This is a genomic window from Streptomyces sp. TAA040 (assembly GCF_000424845.1).
The window spans coordinates 29,047-49,145 of record NZ_AUKR01000025.1 but is presented as its reverse complement, the minus strand read 5'-3'; the positions used below and the strand labels follow the sequence as shown (position 1 = coordinate 49,145).

Here is a 20,099-nt window from a genome sequence, read left to right as displayed (position 1 = left end):
TGCCCGAAACCGCGCCCCACATGCCCGGAGCGCGCCCGAGGTGACGTCCCAGACGCGTCCCGGGGTGTCCCCGGGGCCCGGCCCCGCGGCGGGAATCCCCGGGCGCGAGCGGTGTTGCACACGGTGTGGACGAACGCCGCGCGACCCGCTTCTCGATACTCGACCGCTCGCTGACCGCTGCCGGGCGGAGCCCCGGCGAGGCGTTGCGGGACACCGTCGCGCTGGCCGCCGAGGCGGACCGGCTCGGATACCACCGCTTCTGGGTGTCCGAGCACCACGCCCTCCCCGGTGTGGCCGGTGCGGCCCCCACGGTGCTGGCGGCGGCGGTGGCCGCCACCACCGGTCGGATCCGAGTCGGCACCGGGGGAGTGATGCTCCCCAACCATCCGCCGCTGGTGGTGGCGGAGCAGTTCGGGGTGCTCGCCTCGCTGCACCCCGGACGGGTGGACATGGGACTCGGACGCTCGATCGGCTTCACCCCCGCCGTGCGCCGGGCACTCGGTGCCGGGCAGGAGGACGCCGAGGACTTCGAGGCGCGGCTGGTGGAGCTGCTGGGCCACTTCGAGGGCCACTCGCCGGTGCGGGCGGTGCCCGCCGAAGGGCTGCCCGTCCCCGCGTTCGTCCTGGCCACCGGCGGCGGCGCCGAGATCGCCGCCCACCAGGGGCTGCCGGTCGTCCTGGGCGGGCCCGAAGAGCGCGTGAGCGCGCTCGCCGACCGGTACCGCGCGGCCTTCCGCCCCTCCCGGTGGCTCGCCGCCCGGGAAACGTCGGCACCGTACGTGGTCGTGGCGGCCAACGCGGCCGCGGCCGTCACGCCGGAGCGGGCCGCCCTGCTCCAGGCTCCCGAGGCCTGGTCGGTGGCGCGCAGCCGCACCCGGGGCACCTTTCCCGGGCTGAGCCGGCCGGACGAGGTCCCGGTGGGTGCCATGACCGCTTCCGAGCGCAGGCACTACGACGCCGTCCGCAGCTCCCAGGTGCACGGAACCGGGGAACAGGTCGCGGCGGCGCTCGCGGGACGCGCGGAGCGCGTCGGCGCGGACGAGGTGCTGCTCACCCTGCACACCCATGACCCGCTCGACCGCCTCGCCTCCTACCGTGGGCTGGCGCCCTTCCTCGTCCCGGGCGCCGTGGATCCGCCGCCCCTTCCATGACCGGCCACGAGCGCCGCCCCCGGCCGCGCGCCCCGCACGCGGCCATGCCGCACGTCGCCGGGGCCGGTCCCGCGTGCACTCAGCGCAGTTCGCGCTTGAGGACCTTGCCCATGTCGTTCCGCGGGAGGGTGTCCAGGAAGCGGACCGCCCGGGGGCGCTTGTGCTCGGAAAGCTGTCGGGCGACGTGCTCGACGATCTGCTCCTCGGCGGGCTCGGCGCCGCCGGGGGTGCGGACGACCCAGGCGACGATCCGCTCGCCCAGGTCGGGGTCGGGCTCCCCGGTCACCGCGGCGTCGGCGACGCCGGGTAGTTCCCGCAGCGCGTTCTCGATCTCGCCGGCCCCGATCCGGTGGCCACCGGACTTGATCAGATCGGTCGAGCGCCTGCCGACGATGCGGTAGGCCCCCTCGGAGTCCCGGACAGCCATGTCCCCGGTGCGGAACCAGCCGCCCGCGAAGGCCTCGGTGGTGGCGTCCGGCCGACCGAGGTACTCGGTGAACAGGTTCCGGCCGCGGACCTGGATCTCGCCCACCGTTTCCCCGTCGCTCGCCTCGATCCGCTGCTCGTCGTCGTCGACCAGCCGGACGTCCACCCCGGGCAGCGGCGTGCCGACGGTTCCCGGACGGTGCGGGCCGTCCGGGCGCACCGCGGTGTTCATCAGGGTCTCCGTCATGCCGTAGCGCTCGATCACACGGGCGCCGGTGGCCCTGGTGAGCCGCTCGTGGTCGTGCAGCGACATCGGCGCGGACCCGGAGACGAGCAGGCGGGCGCCGCTGAGCGCGTCGTTCAGCGGCTGGTCGCCCGCCTCGACGGCGTCCGCGAGGCGGTGGTACATCGTCGGCACGCCGAAGAGGACGGTGCCGCCGGGGAGCGCCCGGGCGACCGCCTCCGCACTGAAGTGCCTCAGGTGGTGGAGGGTGCCGCCCAGTCGCAGGGGGCCGAGCAGACCGAGCACCAGGCCGTGCACGTGGAACAGCGGCAGGGCGTGGACGACCGTGTCGTCCTCCGTCCAGTGCCACGCTTCGGCGAGGGCGTCGAGGTTGGCGGCCAGGGCCCGCCGGGAGAGCACCACGCCCTTCGGGGAGCCGGTGGTGCCGGAGGTGTAGACGATCAGGCCCGGGGCGGAGTCCGGTACCGGCTCCGGATAACCTGCGCCCGATCGCGGCTCGACGTGCGCGGCGACGTCCGCGCGGGGGACGCCGGACACCGTGTCCGGCAGCTCGTCCCCGGGGCCTGCGAGGAGCAGCCCCGGCTGGCTGTCGGCGACGATGTGCGCGAGTTCGCGCTCGCCCGACCGCGGGTTCAGCGGCACGACGGGCACGCCGGAGAGCACCGCGGCCGCCACAGCCACCGCGGTCTCCGTCGTCGGTGTCGCCCACACCGCCACCCGCCCCTGGGGGGCGAGTGTCTCGGTCAGTTGCCTGGCGGCCGAGGCTAGTTCTGCGTAGCTCAGCTCGTCGTCGCCGAAGCGGACGGCGATTCTCGACGACTCGGTCTCCAGGGCGGGGATGAGTGGTGACACCCGAACTCCTTCTGCGTGGTCCTCGGATCACGATCTCATCAGCAGGGGCGCCCGAGGTGCAAGGGGACGGCCCGCCGAGGGGGAGGCGACCTCCGGTCGGGGACGGGTTCCGCCACCGTACGGAAGTAGGGGAAGGCTCCTGCCCGCCGAGCGGGCGCCGTGGCCGGGCGTCGGCGACACGTCCCCGTCCCCATGCAGATTCCCCACCTCATCCCTTCCCCAGAGAGCGACGCGCTGTGAACCAACACACCCTCGGGCGCCGCAGAATCCTGCTGTTCGCGGTGCTCGTGACCCTCGCCTCGCCCTGCTGCTGGGCATGCAGGCGGCCCCGTGCGCCGGTCCCGCCTCCGACACACCGAGCGGGCCCGAGGGCGCTGCGGCCGTCCACGGGCAGCTGCGGGTGTGCGGCACCAAGCTGTGCAACGCGTCTGGTCCGCCGTCGCAACGGCGCGGGATGAGCACCCACGGGACGCAGTGGTACGTCCAGCGCCTCACCGGCGGGTCGCTGGACGTGCTGACCGGCGAGTGGGGCGCCGACGTCCTGCGGGTGTGTCCACCCATGTGCAGGAGGGCGGGCGGCTACGCGACCGTTCCCGGGGCTTCTCGGATCTGGCCAGCCGGATCATCGACCAGGGCGAGAGTGCTGACACGCAGCAGGCGGGGCAGCACCTGCGAACCGGCTTCACCTGATCGAGTGAGTGATCAGCGTTCCGGGTAGGTCCCCGGCTTCTCTGCGTGATGCTCCAAGAGCGTTGGGAGCCATCCGTAGGACGTCTTCCCCGGCCTTCGGCATGCCCGGTCGCGCCCACTGTCCGATCAAGGGAAATGATGCATTGTGCATTTGACTCCGCATGAGCAGGAGCGGTTGCTCATCCATGTGGCTGCCGACGTGGCGCAGCGCCGCCGCAGCTCCGGGCTGCTTCTCAACTATCCCGAGGTCATGGCGCTGTTGACCGTGTACGTCTTCGAGCAGGCGCGCGCCGGCAAGACGGTCAGCGACATCATGGACTCGGGTCGGCATCTGCTCACCAGGGATGAGGTGATGGACGGCGTCCCGGAGATGATCAGGAACGTCCAGGTGGAGGCGACCTTCCCGGACGGCACCAAACTGGTCACCATCCACGACCCCGTTCCGGAGGCCGCAGAGGAGCCCGGGGTCTACCCGGGCAAGGTCGAGCACCCCCAGCCGCCCCGCAAGCCGGACTCACAGGTCGACTGTGACAACAGCGGCGCCCCATACGCGGGTCGCGACGAGGACGACACGGCCTCCCGGTATGACGCGATCTACTTCAACGTGCGTCTCGACGGGGACACACAGGGCGTCAGCCTGCAGGTGGACGCCACCGCCCTGCCGGGGCCGGGCAGGACGAAGATCAAGGTGAGGAACGAGTCGGACCGTCCCGTTCAGGTCGGCTCCCACTATCACTTCGCTGAAGCTAACCCGGGGCTCAAGGTCGTGAGTGTCGAGGTCCCTGCCGGCCAGACCGTTCCCGACGACCGCAGTCTCCGGAACTGCGATGCGGCGAGGGGCCGGCGGCTCAACATTGCCGCGGGCACGTCCGTGCGTTTCGAACCGGGCGACGAGTGCTGTGTGGAACTGGTGCAGATCCAGGGTGGTGTCACGGCCGGCGGCGACAACACCAGCGACCTCACCAAGATCCAGGGGCTGCGGGAAGGAATCGTCCGATGAGTAACCCGCAGGTACCAGGCCACGGTCAGGCGCCGAAGCCTGTGACGCGCAGGCCGAAGCCGAGCAATGAGCTGACGCGGGCGGAATACACCGCGCTGTACGGACCGACCACGCGGGACCGGGTCCGGCTCGCCGACACCGACCTCACGCTGGAGGTCGAGGCCGACTGGAGCGGCGGCCCCTCGTACAGCGGCAATGAGATGCTCTTCGGCGGGGGCAAGGTGATTCGCGAGTCCATGGGGATGTCGCACCTCGCCAGGGACGGGAAGAACAGCAAAGGCGACGCCACGGACCACAGGCCCGTGGACACCGTCATCACCGGCGCGCTGATCCTCGACTGGTGGGGCGTGGTCAAGGCCGACATCGGCATCCGCGACGGCAGAATCGCGGCCATCGGCAAGGCGTACAACCCCGAGACAATGGACTCGATTCCGAGCAACAGGTTCGAGACGCCGAACCGTGCGACGGCCGGCGACGGGGTGCCGGCCTCGGTGACGCCGGTGAGTTTCGTGATCGGGCCGAGCACCGAGGTCGTCTCCGGCAACGGGCGGATCCTCACCGCGGGTGGCGTGGACACCCATGTCCACTTCATCTGCCCCGGGGAGATCCACGAAGCTCTGGCCTCGGGTGTGACCACCCTGATCGGCGGCGGCACGGGACCGGCCGAGGGCAGTACGGCCACCACCGTGACACCCGGCGCATGGCACATCAGGCGGCTCTTCGAGGCACTGGATGAGTTCCCCGTCAATATCGGCCTGCTCGGCAAGGGCAGCACGATGAACAAGCACGAGCTCAACGCGCAGGTCGACGCCGGTGTCTGTGGCCTCAAGATCCACGAGGACTGGGGCGCCACGCCCGCGGTGATCGACCGGGCCCTGGACATCTGTGAAGAGCGCGGCGTCCAGCTTGCCCTGCACGCCGACTCACTGAACGAGTCCGGGTTCCTGGAGAGCACCCGGGCAGCCTTCACGGGCGACGCCAGGGACGCGGAGGGGAGGTTCACGGCGAAGAAGGCACGCTCACTCCACATCTTCCATGTCGAGGGCGCCGGCGGCGGTCACGCGCCCGACATGATCGAGCTGGTCAAGGACCCGAACGTCCTGCCGGCCTCGACCAACCCGACGCGTCCCCTGACGATCAACACCGTCAAGGAGCACGTCGACATGATGATCGTGTGCCATCACCTCAACCCGGAGATCGAGGCGGACATGGCCTTCGCCGACTCCCGGATCCGGCCGTCCACGATGGCCGCGGAGGACCTCCTCCACGACATGGGCGCCATCTCGATGATGTCCTCCGACGCACAGGCGATGGGCCGCATCGGCGAAATGATCATGCGTACCTGGCAGACCGCGCACGTCATGAAGTGCCGCTACGGGGCGCTGAAGGAGGACCTCGAGGCCGCGAGGGTCCGCCCGATCACCGACGACACGGGCCACTCCTTCAACGACCAGCAGTTGCAGCCGAACGACAACTTCCGGGCGCGCCGGTACATCGCCAAGTACACGATCAACCCGGCGATCACACATGGCATCGACGGCCACACCGGTTCCGTGGAGACCGGGAAGCTCGCCGACCTGGTGCTGTGGGAGCCGAAGTTCTTCGGTGTCAGACCGCACATGCTCCTCAAGGGCGGCCAGCTCGCGTACGCGCAGGTCGGCGACGCCAACGCGTCGATCCCCACACCGCAGCCCTACCTGCCGCGCCCGGTCTGGGGCTCCACCGGCCGCTCCCCCGGACGCAACTCGGTGTACTTCGTGGCTCCGGGCGTGGCCGGCCACCTGAACGGAGACGGCACCAGCGATGATCCGGGTCTCGGTCTTGACAAGGACTTCGTGGACATCACAAGCACCCGGCAGGTCACGAAGGCCGACATGAGACTGAACGACACGGTTCCCGACAGCCTCGAAGTCGACCACAACAGCTTCGAGGTCACCATCGGCGGTGCGACCACGGCCGACGCCCGCACCGAACTCAACGGGGCGACCGTGCCACGCTCGTATGTCACCGAAGTGCCCCTGGCACAGCGGTACTTCCTCTTCTAGAACCGGTACCTGCCCGGCCGTCCGCAACAGCACGACGGCCATGCCCTCCGGCAGACACGCCGTGCCCGCCGGAGGGCACGCCTTCCGACCCCGCGAAAGGCAGCCGCTCACCCATGAGCCGTGCAGCCCTGCTCCTGCTGGCCGACGGCCGCTTCCCCGCCGGCGGGCACGCCCACTCCGGCGGTGTCGAAGCCGCCATCGCCCACGGCGCCGTACACGACACCGACAGCCTGGAGGCATTCTGCCGCGGCCGTCTGCACACCACCGGCCTGACCATGGCCGGCCTGGCCGCTGCGGCCGCCGCCGGAGTCGACCCGCTGCTGCTGGATGACGCCGCCGACGCACGCACCCCCGTCCCCGCCCTGCGCGCCGTCGCCCGGCGGCTCGGTCGGCAGATGATGCGCGCCGCCCGTGCCACCTACCCGTCCGAAGACCTGGAACGGCTGGCGTCCGAACGTCCCCGGGGCGCCCACCAGCCGCTCGTGCTGGGCCTCGCCGCCCGGGCCGCCGGACTCACCTCGCTGGACGCCGCCCACGCCGCCGCGTACGAAAACGCCAGCGGCCCGGCCACCGCGGCCGTGCGCCTGCTCAGCCTCGACCCGCTCGACGCCTCGGGACTGCTGGCCCGCCTCAGCACCGACATCGACGCCGTCGCCGCAGCTGCCACCCAGTCCGCGGACCGCGTCACGGCCGAGGACATCGACGCTCTGCCGTCGGCGTCCTCGCCACTGCTGGACATCACCGGCGAACAGCACGCCGCATGGACCGTCCGGCTCTTCGCCTCCTGAAACTCTCCCACCTGGAGTTCTTCGTGCACCTCGACCACCCCGTGACCATGCCCCATCACCACACCCACAGCGCAGAGCCGCTCCACGCCGACGGCAGCCGCCGCGCCCTCCGCGTTGGGGTGGGCGGACCCGTCGGCTCCGGCAAGACCGCCAGCGTCGCCGCGCTCTGCCGCACCTTGCGCGCCCACTGGTGCATCGCCGTCGTCACCAACGACATCTACACCCGTGAGGACGCCGAATACCTGCGGCGCGAGGCCGTACTGCCGCCCGAACGGATCACCGCGGTGGAGACCGGCGCCTGCCCGCACACCGCGATCCGCGATGACATCTCGGCCAACCTCGAAGCCGTCGATCACCTGGAGGAGACCCTCCACCCCCTCGACCTCGTGCTCATCGAGTCCGGCGGTGACAACCTCACCGCCACCTTCTCGAAGGGCCTCGTCGACGTGCAGATCTTCGTCATCGACGTGGCCAGCGGCGATGACATCCCCCGCAAGGGCGGCCCCGGGATCACCACCGCCGACCTCCTCGTCGTCAACAAGACCGACCTCGCCCCGTACGTGGGCGCCGACCTCGCCACCATGGCCGCCGACGCCAAACGGCAACGCGGCGAGCTTCCGGTCACCTTCACCAGCCTCGCCTCGGACGACGGCATCCACGAAGTCGCCGACTGGCTCACCAGCCACCTCACCCGGTGGCGCGCGCAGGCTGACGCATGAGCACCGGCGCCCATCTCGCCCGGCCCAAGGGACCCTCCGAAACGGACGCCCAGACGGCCTGCACTGGGGAGGGACCCCACGGACACCTGCACGGCGTGCACGCCACCGCCCGCATCCGTGCCGCCTACAACGGACGCGCCACCACGCTCCCCCAACTGCACAGCGACGGCCCCTTCCACCTACGGCGCATGCGCACCAGCGGCACGGCCGCCAAGGTCGGAATCATCGGTGCGATGAGCGCCCCGCTCGGCGGCGACCGGCTCAGCCTCGACATCACTGCCGAAGACCGGGCAGAACTTGAAGTCACCACGGCCGCCGCCACACTCGCCCTCCGCGGCCCCACCACCGCCCCGGCCACCTACGACGTACGGCTGACCGCCGGGGAACACGCTGGCCTGCGCTGGCTGCCCCAGCCGCTGATCAGCGCCGCCGGCAGCAACCTGCACCAGACCTGCACAGTCAACCTGGCCGCCACCTCACGACTGCTGCTGCGCGAGGAGCAGCTCCTGGGCAGAGCCAACGAGAGGCCGGGCCACCTCGTCAGCCGCATCCGGGTCCGCCGCGCCGGACGCCCGCTGCTCGACCAGCACACCGCATACGGGAACCCCGAGCCCGGATGGGACGGCCCCGCAGTTCTGGGCGGACATCGCGCCGTCGGCCAACTCCTCATCGTGCACCCGGGGATAGAGGGTCATCGCGACCCCGTCCTGCTCCGTGCAGGGACCAAGGACGGCTGCGCCGTCCTTGCACCTCTGGCCGCCGGCCCGGCGCTACTCGCCACCGCCCTCGCACCGACTTCCTCCGTCCTGCGGGAGCTACTCGACGAGGCGCTCGCACACGCCCTCGGACCGTAGCGAGGGACGGTCCGGGCACTTCCCCGCCCGGCAGCGCAGATCGTCACCCGTGATGGATCAGTGACACGTGTGGACTGAGGCCCGAGTCCGCACCTCGGCCGACCGCGGCCCCTGCCGCGCGTGGGAGCCGGGCTCGGCCTTCTTTGCGCGAGGTGCAGCACCGCCCAGCAGGAGCTTCAGGGCGAACTCGACGCGCTGGCCGAGGCCGGATGCGATCCGGTCGTCTCGGAGGAGATCAGCACTCGCGTCACGGTACGGCCGAGTTCGTGAAGGCGATGGAGCTCGCCCGCACCATCGAGAACGCCGTCCCGCATCAACGGGTCATCTTCACCGTGCACGAGAGGAAGCCCCTGGGCCGCAGCGTCGCCGAGCTGCCGGCCATCGCCGAGGGCCTCCGCCAGCACGACATCCAGCTCGACCCCCTGCTCCCTTCGGCCGCCACTGTCTACCGCATCCTCGTCAAGGACGAACCGGATAGCTGAGCAGTCACCAGGGCTTTAAGATCCCCTCATTGCCCCTTTTGCCCCGTATCTCGGTGACACCCCTGACGGCCCGGAAGCAGATCTCCTGGACGAACGGGAACTTCTGCGACGACCACCGGTCGGGCGCGGTGTTCCGGCAGGGCATCTGCGTCTCCGGCCAGTGGAGCGACACCGGCGACCCCAACGAAGCCGGCGCCTGGATCCACGACGGCGTCCGGGGACGAGCTCCGCTGCCGGGCCGGCTCCACGCCACCGGCCCAGCGGCCCGCCGGGCCGGTGGCCTCTCGGTCAGTCGCCCGCGGCCTTCGGGAGCAGTGCCTCGTACGCCGCCGCGGCGTCCGACAGACCGCGGGCGTACGGCGCGTCGAAGTGCCAGATGAGGAAGAGCAGGAACGCGATCAGGGCACTGAACAGCCCGGCGAGGAGCAACTCCCGTGCCGATCTCCTGATCTGCAGGACGAAGATCATGCCGACGACCACGAGCGCGCCGATGATCAGCCCGAACCAGACCACGGCGGGCATGGTGGTGCCCGCGCTGTCCCCGCGTTCGGCACGTGCGCGGTCCGCGACCATCGCCTGGTCCACGACCCCCTGGTAGGCGTGCGACTCCAGCGTCGTGCCCGGTTCGAACCGGGCGACGTCCGCCCGCAGCCTCGCCAGCAGGGCGTCGCCCCGCGGGGTGAGTTCGCCCGCGCTGTCGGCCTCGGCCCACTCGTCGTCCACCGCGTGGGCCGCGTAGGCCTCGATGTCGGAGCGGATCCGCTCGCGGGTCTCGTCCGGGTAGACGGACACCCGGGTGTGCACCTCGTGCAGGGCCCGGGCCTCCTGGTTCACCCAGTCGGTCGCCGCGTTGCGCTGCTCCCAGACACCGGCGATGGCGAGACCCAGCACGATCGCGTAGACCACCCCGATCATCATGATGATGTACTCGATGACGTCCGGCGTCTGCGAGGTGTCCTCGTCCCCACCCGTCCGCCGTTCCCGCAGTACGGCCACGGTCAGCACCACGGCACAGGACGCGAGCATGGCGAGGGCCAGTACCAGCCAAGTGGACAACGGTTCTCCTAGGAAGGACGTGCGGCGCGCGACCGGGAGGCGGCGCTGGCGCGCGGACGCAGGGCGGCGGTGGCGAGCACTGCCGGAGTGACGACGAGCAGCATGCGGCCGACCATTGAGGTGCGCCGTTGCGGGTGCCGGCCGTCGGCCGGAGCTGTGAGCGGAGCTGTCAGCGCCGGGGGCCGGGCGGGCCCGCCGGGGGGCGCCAAGGGCTCGTCGGCGGGCTGCCGCGGCGCGACCGCTGGTTCCGGGCTCGGCGCGGGAGCGGAGCCGTCCGGCGCCGGCTCCGGCACGGTCGGGTCGGGTGTCCCGGTCGGCGGCGCCGGGGGCGCGGGGGCGTCACTGGACAGCGGTGGCGGCAGCTCCGAGGGCCCGGGCGACGGGGGAGCGGGATCCGGCGGTGCCGGGGAAGACGGTGCGCTGGGGGGCGGCGTGGGCGGTGGCGTGGGGGAGGGGCTCGGGCAGACGTCGCCGATCAGTTCACCCGCGGCCAGCCGTTCCGTCACCTCGCGGACGAGACCCTCCGAACCGGCGAAGGCGCAGGCGTCCGCGGGCACCGCTGCGACCGCCCCGGGGGTGCCGAGCGCGAACACCGAGACCGCTGTCGCGCCCAGCAACCGACCTGTCCTCATAGCCCAGATCCTGGCGCACCGGAGGCCCGGAACCGCCACGAGCGGCACATTTTCCCTGGTTCGAGTGAACAGCGTGACAATCGTTCCATCGCACCACCGTGCCGAGGGGGTGCGGTGTGCGCCGCGGCGACGGCGCGCCCGCTCAGCAGCGGTGCAGCAGCGGGTCGTCGAGCACCGACCGCACCACGGAGTGCGCCGCGCCCAGCAACGGGCCGTCCCGGCCCAGTGCGGAGACCGTCAGCGGCGGTTCACCGGTCATCCGCCGGGCCAGCTCTGCCTGCGCGGTGGGCAGCAGCCACGGCGCGAGCCGGGCCAGTGCACCGCCCAGCACCACGGCCGAGGGGTCCAGCAGGCTGACCGCACCGGCCAGTGCGATGCCGAGCGCTGCCCCCGCGTCGTGCAGGGCCCGGCGCGTCGCGGCGTCCCCGGCCGCCGCCAGCGAGGCCAGTAGTTCGGTACGGGCGCCTGGGCCCCGGTGGTCCCGCGCCACCCGGTCCGGGTCGAGCCCCGAGGCGCGCAGCACCGCTTCCTCGCCCGCGTACTGCTCCAGGCAGCCCCGTCCCCCGCACTCGCAGAGCCGGCCGTCGGGGCGGACCGGCACGTGTCCCAGCTCGCCGGCGAAGCCCCGCACGCCGCGCAGCAGTCCACCGTTCACCAGGACCGCCGCACCGATACCGATCTCCGCCGACACGTGCAGGACGTCCCGGGGGGCCGGTCGGTGCACGCCCAGCCACATCTCCGCCAGCGCACCGAGGTTGGCCTCGTTGTCGGCGCGGAGCCCGAGTCGCGGAGCGGGCAGCAGCGGTGCCAGATCCACGTCCTCCCAACCGAGGTTGGGGGCCCGCACCACGGTGGTGCTCTCCCTCCGCACCAGGCCGGGGACCGTGACGCAGACGCCCGCCGCCTCCAGTCCCTGGCCCCCGGCCTCCCGGGTCACCTGCGCCACCAGCGCCGAGAGCGCGTCGGCCACCGGCTCCGGGGTGCTGCCGCGGTTGGCCGCCCCCACCGACGCCCGGGCCCGGACGGTGCCGCGCAGATCCACCGCACAGACCGCGAGGTGGTCCACGCCGATCTCGGCGCCGATCCCGCAGAGCCCCCGGTCGCTGAGGGCCAGCGCCGAACCGGGCCGGCCCACCGCGCCCGAGCGGCCCGGACCCTGCTCCACCAGCAGTCCGGCGGAGAGCAACTCGTCCACGAGGGTGGACACGGCGGCCCGGGTCAACCCGATCCGACCGGCGACGGCGGCCCGGGACAGCGGGCCGCCGTCGGCCACGGCGTGCAGGGCGGCGGCGAGGTTCCGCCGCCGGATGTCCTGCTGTCTGCGCGCCCGAGGGGCGGTGGCAGTCATGGACGTGCTCGCCCCTCTCGGCGGTCAGTGCCTGCGCAGCAGCGTGTCGGCATCGGCCAGGGCCTGCTCCAGCCGTGCCAGCGCGACTTCGTCCCTGGGCACCGCCTCGTACGCGGGGCCGGCGACGGTGCCCCAGCGCCTGGCCACCGCGCCGGCGTCCTCGCCCAGCAGCAGACCGGTCGCCTGAGCGGCGGCGCCCAGTGCCACCAGCTCCTGCGCGCGGGGCACCTGGACCGGTCGGCCGGACAACCGCCGCACCGTCTCCCGCCAGGCGGTGCCCTTGGCACCGCCGCCGATCAGCAGGATCGGTGTCCGCGGGTCGCTGTCGGCCTCCAGGACCAGTTCCAGCGCCCGCAGGAGGGCGAAGACGGCGCCGTCGTAGGCGGCCTGCAGCACCTGACCGCCGGTCGTGTCGTGCCGCAGCCCGTGCAGGAATCCGGAGGCGTACGGCAGGTCCGGGGTGCGCTCGCCGTCGAGGAACGGCAGGACGACCGCCTCGCCGCCCGGTTCGACATCCTCCCGGCCCAGGCCGAGCAGCGCGGCGATCCGGTCCACCGCGAGCGTGCAGTTGAGCGTGCAGGCCAGCGGCAGCCAGGAGTCCAGCGCGTCGGCGAATCCGGCCACGATCCCGGTCGGGTCGTTCGGCCGCCCCCGGGAGACGGCGTAGACGGTTCCGGAGGTGCCGAGGCTGAGCACCGGTTGGCCGGGTTGGACTCCCAGCCCGAGTGCGGCCGCCATATTGTCCCCGGTGCCTGCGGCTACCAGGGTTCCCCTGGCCAGCGGGAGTCCCGGAAGGTCCTGTACGGTGCCCGCCGCCTCGCCGTGCGGCAGGACACGGGGCAGCAGCGCCGGGTTGAGGCCGATGCGGCCGAGGATGTCCACGTCGTACGCCTCCGAGGAGGAGGCCCACCAGCCGGTGCCCGAGGCGTCGCCGCGGTCCGTGGTGCCCTCGCCCGTGAGCCGGCCGGTCAGGTAGTCGTGCGGCAGGCGCACGGCCGCGGTGGCCGCCGCGGACCGCGGCTCGTTCTCCGCCAGCCACATCCACTTGGTGGCCGTGAACGAGGGCGCGGGCACGCTGCCGATCCGCGCGGCCCACGCCTCGGGTCCGCCGAGCATCTCCACCAGGCGGTCCCGCTGCGGGGCGGACCGGGTGTCGTTCCACAGCAGCGCGGGCCGGACCGGGTCGCCGGCGGCGTCCAGGGTGACCAGGCCGTGCTGCTGACCACCCACCGACACCGCGGCGGCCTCGCGGGCCGCGGCTCCGCACTGCTCCAGCGCCTCGCTCAGCGCCTGCCACCACTGGGCAGGGTCGCTCTCGTGCTGTGCGTTCACCGTGTGCGACGCCTGCCCTCGGGCTACGACGTCACCGGTCCCCGTATCCACCACGAGCGCCTTGGTGGACTGCGTCGAACTGTCGATGCCGACGACGAGCGGACCATCCGGTGCGGCCATGGCATGTCCTCATTTCGTTGATACCTCATCGGCGGGCTCGCCGGGCTTCCCTTGACTGCTAGGGCATACTAATTTGTTAACGACAATGACGAAATGCTGGGAGGGCCGCACAGTGAACTATGCGCCGACACCGCGGGACAAGTTCAGCTTCGGTCTGTGGACCGTGGGTTGGCAGGGGCGCGACCCGTTCGGGGACGCCACCCGGCCCGCGCTCGACCCGGCCGAGTCGGTCCGCCGGCTCGCCGGGCTCGGCGCGCACGGGGTGACCTTCCACGACGACGACCTCATCCCGTTCGGTTCCTCCGACGCGGAACGCCAGGGACACGTGAAGCGGTTCCGCGCCGCACTGGACGAGACCGGGATGGCCGTCCCGATGGCCACCACCAACCTCTTCACCCATCCGGTGTTCAAGGACGGTGCGTTCACCGCGAACGACCGCTCCGTACGGCGCTTCGCGCTCCGCAAGACGCTGCGCAACATCGACCTCGCGGCCGAGCTCGGCGCGCGCACCTACGTCGCCTGGGGCGGCCGGGAAGGCGCGGAGTCGGGCGCGGCCAAGGACGTACGGGCGGCGCTGGACCGGATGAAGGAGGCCTTCGACCTGCTCGGCGAGTACGTCACCGAGCAGGGCTACGACCTGCGCTTCGCCATCGAGCCGAAACCGAACGAGCCGCGCGGCGACATCCTGCTGCCGACGCTCGGCCACGCCCTGGCCTTCATCGACCAGCTTGAGCGGCCCGAACTGTTCGGCGTCAACCCCGAGGTCGGGCACGAGCAGATGGCGGGTCTGAACTTCCCACACGGCGTCGCTCAGGCGTTGTGGGCCGGCAAGCTCTTCCACATCGACCTCAACGGCCAGTCCGGCATCAAGTACGACCAGGACCTCCGTTTCGGCGGCGGCGACCTGCGGGCGGCGTTCTGGCTGGTCGACCTGCTGGAGACGGCCGGGTACGAGGGCTCGCGGCACTTCGACTTCAAGCCGCCGCGCACTGAGGACATGGAAGGCGTCTGGGAGTCGGCGGCCGGTTGCATGCGCAACTACCTGATCCTCAAGGACCGGGCCGCGGCTTTCCGCGCCGACCCCGAGGTGGCCGAAGCGCTGCGCGAGTCCAAGCTGGACGAACTCGCGGTGCCCACGCTCGACCCCTCGGAAACGCCCGCCGCGCTCCTCGCCGACCGTTCGGCCTTCGAGGAGTACGACGTGTCGGTCCACGCCGCCCGCGGCACGGGTTTCGAGCGGCTCGACCAGCTCGCGATGGACCACCTGCTGGGTGCCCGCGGCTGACGGACCCGCCCGACGGCGTGTCCGTGCCTCCCGTCCGCACGGTGGCCCCCGCTGCTGCGGGGTCCAGTGCGGACGGGACTGCCCAGTTCGGGCGCCCGGTCAGTCGTCCTTCCGGCGGTTGCGCCTACGGGCCTTGCGGCGGCTCTTGCTCCAGAACCAGCCGGCCGGCGGGGCGTCCGCGCGCCAGGGCTGCGGCTCCGGGGGCGCGTCCCGCCACCGCTCCTGGAGCATCCGGGTGCGCGCGGCCGGTTCGTTGACCTCGGCCTCGCGTATGAAGGTCTCGTCCAGCACGAGGTCGTCCCACTCCTCGCCCTCGCGTCCGCCCCCGCTGCGCCCCCGGTCGTCGCCCTGGCCCTGTGGCTCGGTGCCCACGATCAGCCTCCGTCCGCCGATACGGCTTCGTACCCCCCGAACGTTTTGGAGTGCACCGATGTTCCCGCGCCGGCCGGGCAGGCCTGGTCCTCAGGCGACCGGGCCCGGCCCGGGAGGCGGTGTCGGCACGGCCGAGCCTGCCGCAGCGCTCCCCGCCGCGGAGGCCGGTTTCCCCTGCCACCAGGGCATCACGGGCAGGGTGGCGGACGCGGGCTCGAAGGGCGCACCGGGCATCGGTACGGCCGTCCGGACGCCCGCTGACGACGCGGCGGCGAGAGTGCGTTCCGCGGGTTCCGCCCACAGGTGCGGAGCGAGGTTGAAAGTCCCCCAGTGGATCGGCAGCAGAGTGCCGCCCTCCAGATCCTGGTGGGCGCGCAGGCCCTCCTCGGGAGTCATGTGGATGTCGGGCCAGAACTCGCTGTAGGCGCCCACCTGGATCATGGTCGCGTCGAACGGCCCGTGTTCGGCCCCGATGTCGGCGAAGCCGGGGAAGTAACCGGTGTCGCCGCTGTGGAAGATCCGGTGCTCCGGGCCGGCCACCGCCCAGGAGGACCACAGGGTGTGCTGCTTGTTGCGCAGGCCGCGGCCACAGAAGTGGTGGGCGGGGGAGCAGGTGAGGGTCAGTCCGCCGATCCGGACGTGCTCGTGCCAGTCGAGCTCGGAGACGAGCTCCGTGGGCACGCCCCAGTGCTCCAGGTGGGCACCCACACCGAGCGGAACGACGAAGGGCACCCGGGCGGCGGCCAGCGCCTGCACGGTCGGCATGTCCAGGTGGTCGTAGTGGTCGTGCGAGATCATCACCGCGTCGACGGGGCCCAGCTCCGCGAGCGGCAGCGGCACCGGGTGGAAGCGCCGGGGCCCGGCGAAACCGAAGGGGGAGCAGCGCTCGCCCCACACCGGGTCGAACAGGACACGCTGCCCGTCGATCTCGGCCAGCACGGTTGCGTGCCCGAGCCAGGTCAGCCGAAGGCCCGAGTCCGGCGGAGCACCGAGGCTGGGCCGCTGGACGGGAATGGGGAACTCCGGACGACGGCCCTCGCGCCGCAGCAGGCTGCGGAGCATCGTGCCCCGGCCCGGTGCGGGCGCCGGTTCCGTGCGGGGAGCCGGCGGATTGCGGAAGATCCCGGCCACGGTGTCGAAGTGCGGTGATCTCTCGATGCGGCTCAGTCGCTCACCGGCCGGTTGTGCGCCGAACGAAGCGGGTCGCAGACCGCTCATGGCACCTCCTGTTCAGTCGATGCGGATACAACATCCGAGGACCGCTGTTTTGTTCCGCCGCCGGGGCTGCCCCGCCGACCCGGCGGCAGCCGAGACCCACGTCCCTCCGAGGCCACGCCCCGCGGGCCAGACCCTCGGGGCGTGGCCTGCGGGCCCCACCGGCGGCCGGAACCGCCGAACGTCCGTGAAAGGCTTCGCACATGACGATGCCGCCGCCGCCCGGACACCCGCCGCCACCCCCCTCCGGCGGCGGAAGCCACGGGTCTCCCGCCCGGGGGCTCCCCGGCCCGCCGCCCCTCGGCGGATACGGCGGGTACGGCCCGCCCGGCGGCTACGGCTACGGCTACGGCTTCGGCCCCCCGCCTCCGCCGTCCGGCGGGGGCCGCAGGCGGCTCGTGCTCACCCTGGCGGCGGTCGCCGTGGCCGCCTCGCTCATCGTCGGGGGAGCGCTGCTGCTCACCGGCGGCTCCGAGGACGAGGCGGCCGTCGCTTCGCCCGCACCCACCGGCAGCACCTCGGAGCCCGGCTCCTCGGATTCCGCCGACCCCGGCGGCTCCCCCTCCCCGGAGGAGACGGCCCAGGACCGTGCCGAGGACGACCTCTACGGGGACGACCCGACGGAAAGCCCGTCGGGCGACCTGGAATCGAGCATGGCGACACCCACGAGCGGGGCCCGGCCCGCATACCAGCTCCGGCCCGGTGACTGCTTCGATCTGACGGAGGAGGAGAGCGGGTACAACGAGAAGCTGTCCTGCGACGTGGCACACGACGGCGAGGTCGTCCACCAGGAGAAGCTGAGCGGCGAGTTCGACACCGACGACGAGCTCAAGGGCGAGGCGGACGCCATCTGCACGGGCGAGTTGGCGGAGAAGGGGCGCGAGCAGCCGTCGGACCTGCGGCTGCGGACCCTGACCCAGTTCCCCAAGCTGAGCGGCTACCTGAGGGGGATCAGGACGGTCACCTGCAGTCTGACGGCCGACGTGGACGCGAAGCTGGACGAGCCGCTGCGCTGAGCCGGGTGACATACCGTCACTCGTCCGGGTCGATTCGCTGACCGGAACCTGTCTTTTTCGTTCTCCAGGTCCGACCATGAACGAAAACTTTGGCATGGACACTTCTCGCCGGTGCGTCCCCCTGATACCACGGAGTGCACAGGCAATCCTCCATGTCCCCCCACTCGGGAGGTTCCGTGCAACTGTCCAGACTGCTGACCGTCCCGGCCGCGCTCGCGGCCCTGTTGGCACTACCCGCACTGAGCGGCAGCGCGAGCGCAGCGGAACAGGCCGCGGACAGCTACGTCGCGCTGGGCGACTCGTACTCCTCCGGGGTAGGTGCGGGGAGCTACGAGAGCGGCAGTGGCGACTGCAAGCGCAGCACCCGGGCCTATCCGCGGCTCTGGGCGGATGCCAACTCGCCCTCGTCCTTCCACTTCACGGCCTGTTCCGGAGCCACCACGGACGACGTCCTGGCCGGCCAGCTCGGTCCCGTCAACTCCTCCACCACCTTGGTCAGCGTCAGCGTCGGAGGGAACGACGCCGGATTCGCCGACGTCATGCTGACCTGCGTGCTGCAGGGCGAGAGCGCCTGCCTCTCCCGCGTCGCGCAGGCCACGACGTACATCGAGAACTCGCTGCCCGGCCGACTGGACACCGTGTACGGGGAGATCGGCGCCCGCGCGCCCAACGCCGACGTCGTGGTGCTGGGATACCCCCGGATGTACCAGCTCGGTACCGCCTGCCTGGGCATCAGCGAGCGGTCGAGGGCGGCCCTGAACGGTGCCTCCGACCAGCTCAACGAGATCACTGCCAAGCGGGCCGCCGATCACGGCTACACCTTCGGCGACGTGCGCGACACCTTCTCCGGACACGAGCTGTGCTCCGGCTCCGCCTGGCTGCACAGCATCACCTGGCCGATCACCGACTCCTACCACCCGACCGCTGCGGGCCAGTCGGGCGGCTACTACCCGGTGATGGAGGCCGCGGCCTGAGCCGTCCGTACCCGGACACGCGGCCGACCGGCGCGCACCGCGTCGGCCGGCCGCCACCTGCCGTGCCCTGCGCGCGCCTCCACCCCGCCCCGTGGCCGGGACTTCAGGAGGAGTCCCCTTTGGACTGCTGTCCCCTGCCGGGCCTCCGGGCGGCGATCGCGGTCCCACTGCTCCGGGTCGTCGCCGCAGCCGATCCGCAACCGCTCGGCCACCGGCCAGGGCACTCCCGCCGCGGGCAGCCGCAGGGCGTCCGCGCCCACGGACGGCGTCGGTGCGCGGGGCCAGGTGCTCATGCCAGGTGTTGCGGTGGTGGTCCGGGACACTGCCGTCGGGTACTCCGCAAATTCGACTACTTGCTGCGGGAGGCGCCGAGAGTACCGTAGAGGGGTCCCGGACCGGAAACGGGTCGTACGGTCGGCGGCTGTGGGGCCCGGGACGCGGGACGGAACGGCCGACGCCTTCGGGGCGTTCAATGGAGGGAAGCGGCACTCGTCGCTGACGCGGAGGAGGCGCATGGGAATGAGTACTCAGGGGAAGGCCGTCGTGGGCGGCGTGGCGGTGAGCCTGCTGCTGCTGATCTGGCTGCCGTTCTGGGCCGTACTACTGATCGTCGTCGGGGTCCCCGCAGTCGCGTATCTCACGCTGGACCCCTCGCAGCGCAGGCGGTTGCGTCGGGTGTCCCGCAAGGAACTGGGCCGCTGAGGGCGGCAGCGGCCACCGGCCGGCACGCCCCGGCGGACGGCCGAAGCCCTCGTGGAGATTCGCTCGTTCAGTGGTGCGCAGCCGCTTCCGGGGCGCGGCGGGGCGCGCCTCCGGCTGCGACGGCGGCCAGTTGCTCGGTGATGGGCACGACGGCATCGCCCGGCAGCTCGGCAGTCGCGGGGGAGCGCCCGTCTCCGGCGCGTTCCTCCGATCCGACGAGTGTGGCGAGTTCCTCCGCAGCCCGTCCGATGCGGTCGGCGAGCGGATCGGCGCCGGCGCCGCCGCCCCGGTCCTCCGCCGCCGGGTAAACCGCGGTCGGAGCAGCGCGCGCCCGCAAAAAGGAGAAGGCCGTCCGCAGGGCGTGCTCCAGCACCAGAGAGTGCCGGGGGGCTGCTGCCCCCCGGTCGCCCCGAGCAGTACCGGCTTCCCCTCCAGTGCCCGGGGTTCGAACGCGTCCAGGAACGATTTGGACGGGCCGCCGTAGGACGCGTGGCAGACAGGTGTGACCGCTGATTAGGCGCTGGGCGGTCTCGGTGGCGAGGTCGTGCAGCTCCAGCACCTCGACCGCCGTACCGGTGACTTCGGCGTCTGTAGCTCCGGTCAGCCGGTCCCGGACGGCCGTGGCGAGGTGGTCGGCGGGCAAACGCGTGGAGGAGGGGGTGCCCAGGCCGGCTGCCACCACGGCGATGGTGCAGGTCCTCATCGGTCGAGCTCCTTGACTCTTCGGGTCGGCTCTCGTCGTCGGTGTCCGCCGCGGCGCCTGAGCGCGAAGCTGCAACGGGCGCGTACGGTCGGC

Annotated in this window: 20 protein-coding genes and 2 pseudogenes; 13 read left to right on the top strand and 9 right to left on the bottom strand. The window is 72.2% G+C overall.

From position 1 onward, the window contains the following. Positions 1-125 precede the first annotated feature (125 nt). The gene (locus tag H300_RS0118930; protein ID WP_028428673.1) at positions 126-1,151 is read left to right on the top strand and encodes an MsnO8 family LLM class oxidoreductase; all 1,026 of its coding nucleotides are present in this window, start codon (positions 126-128) and stop codon (positions 1,149-1,151) included. Between the two features lie 79 nt (positions 1,152-1,230). Here H300_RS0118930 and H300_RS0118925 read toward each other — a convergent pair whose 3' ends face one another. Further along, the gene (locus tag H300_RS0118925) at positions 1,231-2,673 is read right to left on the bottom strand and encodes an AMP-binding protein (protein ID WP_028428672.1); all 1,443 of its coding nucleotides are present in this window, start codon (positions 2,671-2,673) and stop codon (positions 1,231-1,233) included. A gap of 549 nt (positions 2,674-3,222) precedes the next feature. On the opposite strand from H300_RS0118925, the gene H300_RS31595 reads away from it, so the two are divergent. The 8 genes and pseudogenes from H300_RS31595 to H300_RS31590 all read left to right on the top strand — a co-directional run bounded on the left by H300_RS31595 (position 3,223) and on the right by H300_RS31590 (position 9,251). Then, the gene (locus H300_RS31595) at positions 3,223-3,363 is read left to right on the top strand and encodes a hypothetical protein (protein ID WP_158678395.1); all 141 of its coding nucleotides are present in this window, start codon (positions 3,223-3,225) and stop codon (positions 3,361-3,363) included. Positions 3,364-3,508: 145 nt separating this feature from the next. Next, positions 3,509-3,805 (top strand): annotated as a pseudogene (locus H300_RS32605) (urease subunit gamma); the annotation flags it as partial. Between the two features lie 162 nt (positions 3,806-3,967). Next, positions 3,968-4,363 (top strand): urease subunit beta, encoded by a 396-nt coding sequence (locus H300_RS32600; RefSeq protein WP_486583944.1) that lies wholly within the window; start codon positions 3,968-3,970, stop codon positions 4,361-4,363. Beyond that, positions 4,360-6,408: an urease subunit alpha gene (locus H300_RS0118910; RefSeq protein WP_078516131.1), complete on the top strand. Its 2,049-nt coding sequence runs from the start codon at positions 4,360-4,362 to the stop codon at positions 6,406-6,408. Before H300_RS32600 ends, H300_RS0118910 begins: the two co-directional genes overlap by 4 nt. A gap of 113 nt (positions 6,409-6,521) precedes the next feature. Next, positions 6,522-7,196 carry an urease accessory UreF family protein gene (locus H300_RS0118905; RefSeq protein WP_028428670.1) on the top strand — a complete coding sequence of 225 codons (675 nt, stop codon included), beginning with the start codon at positions 6,522-6,524 and terminating at the stop codon, positions 7,194-7,196. A 23-nt stretch (positions 7,197-7,219) separates the two neighbouring features. After that, on the top strand, positions 7,220-7,915 hold the full coding sequence (ureG, locus tag H300_RS0118900; protein WP_028428669.1) for an urease accessory protein UreG: 696 nt from the start codon (positions 7,220-7,222) through the stop codon (positions 7,913-7,915). Next, positions 7,912-8,769 (top strand): urease accessory protein UreD, encoded by an 858-nt coding sequence (locus H300_RS0118895; protein WP_078516130.1) that lies wholly within the window; start codon positions 7,912-7,914, stop codon positions 8,767-8,769. Before ureG ends, H300_RS0118895 begins: the two co-directional genes overlap by 4 nt. 266 nt (positions 8,770-9,035) lie before the next feature. Further along, positions 9,036-9,251, top strand: coding sequence for a hypothetical protein (locus H300_RS31590; RefSeq protein ID WP_028428667.1), 216 nt, complete (start codon positions 9,036-9,038; stop codon positions 9,249-9,251). Between the two features lie 288 nt (positions 9,252-9,539). On the opposite strand, the gene H300_RS0118875 is transcribed toward H300_RS31590, so the two are convergent. The 4 genes from H300_RS0118875 to xylB all read right to left on the bottom strand — a co-directional run bounded on the left by H300_RS0118875 (position 9,540) and on the right by xylB (position 13,739). After that, a complete protein-coding gene (locus tag H300_RS0118875; protein WP_028428666.1) occupies positions 9,540-10,307 on the bottom strand; it encodes a bestrophin-like domain in 768 nt (255 codons plus the stop codon). A gap of 8 nt (positions 10,308-10,315) precedes the next feature. Beyond that, positions 10,316-10,939 carry a cell wall-binding repeat-containing protein gene (locus H300_RS31585; protein WP_158678394.1) on the bottom strand — a complete coding sequence of 208 codons (624 nt, stop codon included), beginning with the start codon at positions 10,937-10,939 and terminating at the stop codon, positions 10,316-10,318. Between the two features lie 142 nt (positions 10,940-11,081). Beyond that, positions 11,082-12,287, bottom strand: coding sequence for an ROK family protein (locus H300_RS0118865; protein WP_028428665.1), 1,206 nt, complete (start codon positions 12,285-12,287; stop codon positions 11,082-11,084). Positions 12,288-12,311: 24 nt separating this feature from the next. Beyond that, positions 12,312-13,739, bottom strand: a complete 1,428-nt coding sequence (xylB, locus tag H300_RS0118860) for a xylulokinase (protein WP_028428664.1) — start codon at positions 13,737-13,739, stop codon at positions 12,312-12,314. A 112-nt stretch (positions 13,740-13,851) separates the two neighbouring features. Here xylB and xylA point away from each other — a divergent pair, with 112 nt between their 5' ends. Continuing rightward, positions 13,852-15,024 (top strand): xylose isomerase, encoded by a 1,173-nt coding sequence (gene xylA, locus H300_RS0118855; RefSeq protein ID WP_028428663.1) that lies wholly within the window; start codon positions 13,852-13,854, stop codon positions 15,022-15,024. Positions 15,025-15,123: 99 nt separating this feature from the next. Here the strand turns inward: xylA and H300_RS30515 are convergent, their stop codons facing one another. Then, positions 15,124-15,396: an SGM_3592 family protein gene (locus H300_RS30515; RefSeq protein ID WP_199779210.1), complete on the bottom strand. Its 273-nt coding sequence runs from the start codon at positions 15,394-15,396 to the stop codon at positions 15,124-15,126. Positions 15,397-15,486: 90 nt separating this feature from the next. After that, positions 15,487-16,614, bottom strand: a complete 1,128-nt coding sequence (locus H300_RS27830; protein ID WP_037980987.1) for an MBL fold metallo-hydrolase — start codon at positions 16,612-16,614, stop codon at positions 15,487-15,489. 200 nt (positions 16,615-16,814) lie between these two features. On the opposite strand from H300_RS27830, the gene H300_RS29440 reads away from it, so the two are divergent. Both H300_RS29440 and H300_RS0118835 read left to right on the top strand, forming a co-directional pair. After that, the gene (locus H300_RS29440; RefSeq protein WP_051270199.1) at positions 16,815-17,627 is read left to right on the top strand and encodes a hypothetical protein; all 813 of its coding nucleotides are present in this window, start codon (positions 16,815-16,817) and stop codon (positions 17,625-17,627) included. A 176-nt stretch (positions 17,628-17,803) separates the two neighbouring features. Further along, positions 17,804-18,601 (top strand): SGNH/GDSL hydrolase family protein, encoded by a 798-nt coding sequence (locus tag H300_RS0118835; protein WP_028428661.1) that lies wholly within the window; start codon positions 17,804-17,806, stop codon positions 18,599-18,601. On the opposite strand, the gene H300_RS0118830 is transcribed toward H300_RS0118835, so the two are convergent. Beyond that, the gene (locus H300_RS0118830; protein ID WP_028428660.1) at positions 18,574-18,894 is read right to left on the bottom strand and encodes a hypothetical protein; all 321 of its coding nucleotides are present in this window, start codon (positions 18,892-18,894) and stop codon (positions 18,574-18,576) included. The genes H300_RS0118835 and H300_RS0118830 overlap by 28 nt on opposite strands. A 226-nt stretch (positions 18,895-19,120) precedes the next feature. Here H300_RS0118830 and H300_RS0118825 point away from each other — a divergent pair, with 226 nt between their 5' ends. Next, on the top strand, positions 19,121-19,303 hold the full coding sequence (locus H300_RS0118825; RefSeq protein WP_028428659.1) for a hypothetical protein: 183 nt from the start codon (positions 19,121-19,123) through the stop codon (positions 19,301-19,303). Positions 19,304-19,370: 67 nt separating this feature from the next. Here the strand turns inward: H300_RS0118825 and H300_RS27820 are convergent. Further along, a pseudogene (locus H300_RS27820) lies at positions 19,371-20,006 on the bottom strand (NAD(P)H-dependent oxidoreductase). Between the last annotated feature and the right edge of the window lie 93 nt (positions 20,007-20,099).